Raw genomic sequence first — 4,902 nt, 5'->3', positions numbered from 1 at the left:
TCGAGAAGATGTACGCCGTGGGCCGCATCCCCGGCGGCTACCTCAAGCGCGAGGCTAAGCCCTCCGACCACGGCACGCTCGTGGCCCGCATGGTGGACCGCCCCATCCGCCCCGGGTTCCCCGACGGCTACAAGAACGAGGTGCACATCGTGGCCACCCCGCTCGTGATCGATGAGGAGCACCTGCCCGACACCATCTGCGTGGCCGGCGCAAGTGCCGCCCTGCTCGTGGGCGGCGCGCCCTTCGACGGCCCGGCGGCCTGCGTGCGCATCGGCCGCGACATCGAGACCGGCGAGTTCATCGTGAACCCCACCAACACCGAGATGGAGAACTCCGATCTGGAGCTGACCATCGCGGGTACCGCCGACTACATCTCCATGGTGGAGGCCGGTGCCGACGAGATCTCCGAGGACGACATGCTCGCCGCCATGACCTTCGGCCAGGAGGCCATCGCCGCGTTCTGCGAGAAGCAGTCCGCCTTCCTCGCCAAGGTGAACCCCACCCCCATGGAATACACCATCCACGCCGCCGACCCGTCGGTGGCCGAGCGGGTGGACGCGCACCTGGCCGAGATGTCCGCGGCCCTGAAGGACGCCGACAAGGCCGCCCGCATGCAGAAGGTGGAGGAGCTCAAGGCCTCCATCATGGAGAACGACTTCACCGAGGAGGAGCGCGCCGCCTGGGGTTCCGACATCAAGGCCGCCCTCAAGTCCCTTGAGAAGCGGGCCATGCGCGCCATGATCATCGAGACCGGCGAGCGCGTCGACGGCCGCACCCCCGAGGAGATCCGCCCGCTCTACATCGTGCCGGGCTACCTGCCCCGCGTCCACGGCTCGGGCCTGTTCCAGCGCGGGCAGACCCAGGTGCTCTCGGTGTGCACGTTGGGCATGCTGAACGAGTGGCAGCGCCTCGACACCATCTGGCCCGAAGAGGGCAAGCGCTACATGCACCAGTACAATTTCCCGCCCTACTGCACCGGCGAGACCGGCCGCATGGGGGCCCCGAAGCGCCGCGAGGTGGGCCACGGCGCCCTCGCCGAGCGCGCCATTCTGCCCGTGCTGCCCGACACCGACGCCTTCCCCTACGCCATCCGCGTGGTCTCCGAGGTGCTCGAGTCCAACGGCTCGTCCTCCATGGCCTCCACCTGCGGCAGCTGCCTGGCCCTCATGGATGCCGGCGTGCCGATCTCCGCGCCGGTCTCCGGCGTGGCCATGGGCCTCATCAAGGAAGGCGACGACGTGGTCGTGCTCTCCGACATCCAGGGCATCGAGGACTTCCTCGGCGACATGGACTTCAAGGTGTGCGGAACGCCCAACGGCATCACCGCGCTTCAGATGGACAACAAGGCCCGCGGCCTGTCCGTCGACATTCTGGCCCGCGCCCTCAAGCAGGCCCACGAGGGCCGCGCCCACATCCTGGCCGCCATGCTCGAGACCATCGACGGCCCGCGCGCCGAGATGAAGGAGACCGCGCCGCGCATCGAGACCATCAAGATCCCGGTGGACAAGATCCGCGACGTCATCGGCTCCGGCGGCAAGGTCGTCCGCGGCATCCAGGAGGAGACCGGCGCCTCCATCGACATCCAGGAGGACGGCACCATCCACGTGGGCGCTGTGTCCGGCACTGCCATGGAGGCTGCCAAGGCCATGATCCTCGGCATCGTGAAGGAGCCCGAGGTGGGCGAGGAGTTCGAGGGCGAGGTCGTCGGCATCAAGGACTTCGGCGCCTTCGTGAAGCTCACCCCCGGCAAGGACGGCCTGCTCCACATCTCCCGCGTCGCCAACGGGCGCGTGGGCAAGGTGGAGGACGTGCTGAACCTGGGCGACGTCATCAAGGTCGTGGTCCTGGAAGTGGACCCGAAGACCGGCAAGATCTCGCTCGATCGTCTGGACAAGCCGGACGCCCCCGAGGGGAGCGCCCCGGCCCGTCGCGAGGACCGCGGTGAGCGCCGCGAGCGCCGCAGCGAGGACAACCGTCCCGGCCGCGCCGGCCGCACCCCGCGCCGCCGCCACGAGAGCAACTAACCCCTCTCGCAGAATCGGGAAGGAGCCGGAATCGTCCAGCACCTTCCTCGTCGCCGAAGAGCCGCCGTCTGGCGGCTCTTCTTTTGTGATGGGAAAACTCATGCTTTTCTGCGCCCCGACTTGGGTATATAATCGGCAGTTATCTACAGCTTGGTAACGGGAGCGCAACGGCGCGGCTACGGAGCGCAGGCGCCCTCGACGATAGAGAGCCAGGAGATGAAAGACATGAGGAAGACGCACCAGCACCGACTCCTCCGCGGGGCCATGGCGGCCGTGCTCGCCTGCGGGCTCATGATGCCGACCACGGCGCTCACCGCCTTCGCGGACGAGGAAAACACGCCTACCCCCCCCCTCGCTTCTGAGATAGACTCCGGCGGCTTCGATGCCGCCGTGTCCGATGCGGGCGCGGGCGAGCCTGCAACCGATGAAGGGGGCACTTCTGCGCAGCCAGCCGCCGAGAGCGCCGTCCATGCGGCGAGCCTCGGGGTCCAGTACCTCGGCCGCGCCGCCCAGGCCGCCGACGGCTCCGGGGAGCCGGCTCCCGCGAGCGCAAGCCCCGCGAGCGCAGCCCCTGCCTCGGAGGGCGAGCCTGCGGCCCAGAGCAACACCGTGACCCTCGGTGGGTTCACCATGGTGGGCGAGGGCATCCAGGCGAGCGACTTCACCTTGGCGGGCAATCTGCTCACCATCAACACCGATGCGCCCTTCACTATCTCGGGCAGCAGCACGACGGTCGGTCTCGTCGTGGCTGCGGGAGTGAAGGCCCACATCACCCTCGATGGCATCACGGTATCTGCGGCTTGTGCCTTCGATATCAAGGCTGGTGGCGAAGCCCATCTTGTCCTTGCCGACAATTCCACAAACTCCTTTACTAGCTCCAACGCCAACTACCCCGGCATTCACTGCGGAACCGGAGCAGTGCTTTCCGTAGACGATTCGGTTCCGAATGTCGATGTCGATGGCAAGCTCATCACTCCGGAGCAGGGTCAGATTCCTGTGGGAACGAAGTATGTCGACAATACCGGCGCAGAGCGCACGAGCCAAGGTGATTACCTCACCCTGCTTGACAGCCCCGATCGCGGAACGCTTATCGTGCACGGTGGCGGAGACGGCGCGGCCCTGGGCGGCGCGTATCGCGAGGATGGCGGCTCCATGACCTTTAACGGCGGTCGCATCGAGGTAACTAACGGCGTGGGACCGAACTCCGGTAGCGGAGGTGGCGCCGGTATCGGCGGCGGCAAGAACGCGGCGGGCACCTCTCCCGATGAGTGGATCATCGTGAACGGCGGATGGATCACCTCCAACGCCTCCTACCACGGCGCCGGCTTCGGCGGCGGGTGGAACAGCGGCACCGCGGAGGTCGTCTCGGGCCTTGTCCAGTCCACCCATCCAGGGGGCACCGGCAACATCCGCATCAACGGCGGCTACATCGAGTCAAACGGTGGCCAGGACGGCAACGGCTTCGGCCGCGGCTGCTACGGCGATCGCAAGTACTGCGATAACCGCGACTACACCATCCTCATCACGGGCGGAACCATGCTCCCCTCCGGTGGCACAAACCTCGGCGACCCCTGGGGCAACGACATCGGCGGCGCCGGCACCCAGACCAGCTCGAGCGGATATACCGACTCCACTATGGCGGCTACGGTCATTGTCTCGGGCGGCTCCGTTTATGTGGGCAAGCGCGCGGATGGCAACTACCGTTTTGATGGCGTGGCCTACGGTTCGTTCACCGAGGACGAGGACGGCAAGATCATCCCCAACGAGACCGATCAGGTGGTTCCCATCACCATCAACCTCACCAAGGACCTTAAGGACCTCACTCCCGAGGGCGAGACGGTGAACCTCAACCGCACCATCACCTCGTGGACGCTGCTCGTCGGCGGCGAGGAAGTGGGATACGGTGCGCCGGCCCGCTTCGACAAGGGCAACCTCTACCTGTGGCTCACTCCCGACCAGGCCGATCAGCAGGTGACCGTGCAGCTGTCCTACGAGGGGAACAACGGCGAGTCGGTGCCCGTGGAACCTCTGTACCGTCCCGCCGGCGGTACGGGCGGCGACACCAACCTCAAGCGCTACGTGTTCTTCGACCTGCAGGACGACTTCTTCGACCAGGCCGCGGCCGACGGGTCCACCGGCACCGCCCAGGTGCCCTACGACGCGCTCAGCACCTACGAGCAGCGCAAGTACGGAGACACGAAGGACGAGAACGGCATGGTGACGGTGCCGGTGGTGAAGAAGAAGTACGACGGCCTGTCCTACCAGGTGAAGGAGCTGAGCGAGGACGACTCCATCAGCTCCGGCGGCGACGACAACAAGCCCATCTGGGACAAGATCAGCTACCTCATCCAGGTCTACGACGCCGAGACGGGCAAGCTCGGCGCCGAGCAGCCCTCCGACACCACGCCGAGCGACACGGGCCTCTCTCGCTTCACCATGACCTCCACGCAGTACTCCGGCGAGCCCGACTACAAGGAGAGCTACTACGGCCACCGCGCCTACGGCTGGTGCGAGATCACCCCGGTGCCCGCCGTGGTGAAGATCGCCGAGAACGACGGCGCGGCCTGGGTGCGCCTGTCCGCCGACGGCTCCTCCTACGAGATCGTGAAGGAGACCGACTCCGAGCCCGGCAACCGCCTGCGCGTGGCCTTCGACGTCCGCTCGGCCAAGGGCACGGCCGTCACCTGCAAGGCCCCCACGGGCAGCTTCCAGGTGCTCATCGACGGCAAGCCGGTGGGCGAGCCCGTGCCGCTCAGCGAGGCCATCGAGGAGGACGCCGACGGCAGCCCGACCGGCTCCACCTACGAGGTCGTCTCGGGCGACGAGGGCCGCGAGACGGTGCGCGTGGTCTACTACCTGGACCCCACCAACCTCGACG

The 4,902-nt window shown here is 67.1% G+C and carries 2 protein-coding genes; both read left to right on the top strand.

The features are described 5' to 3' along the window. The coding region (locus Q5064_RS11280; protein WP_302964749.1) for a polyribonucleotide nucleotidyltransferase at positions 1-2,024 on the top strand (2,024 nt) is incomplete at its 5' end. Between the two features lie 225 nt (positions 2,025-2,249). Then, positions 2,250-4,902: hypothetical protein (locus tag Q5064_RS11275; protein WP_302964747.1), on the top strand; the 2,653-nt coding region annotated here is incomplete at its 3' end.

This window comes from uncultured Adlercreutzia sp. (assembly GCF_958431955.1).
In the GTDB taxonomy this organism is placed as follows: domain Bacteria; phylum Actinomycetota; class Coriobacteriia; order Coriobacteriales; family Eggerthellaceae; genus Adlercreutzia.
This window is presented reverse-complemented; position numbering and strand designations above follow the sequence as displayed.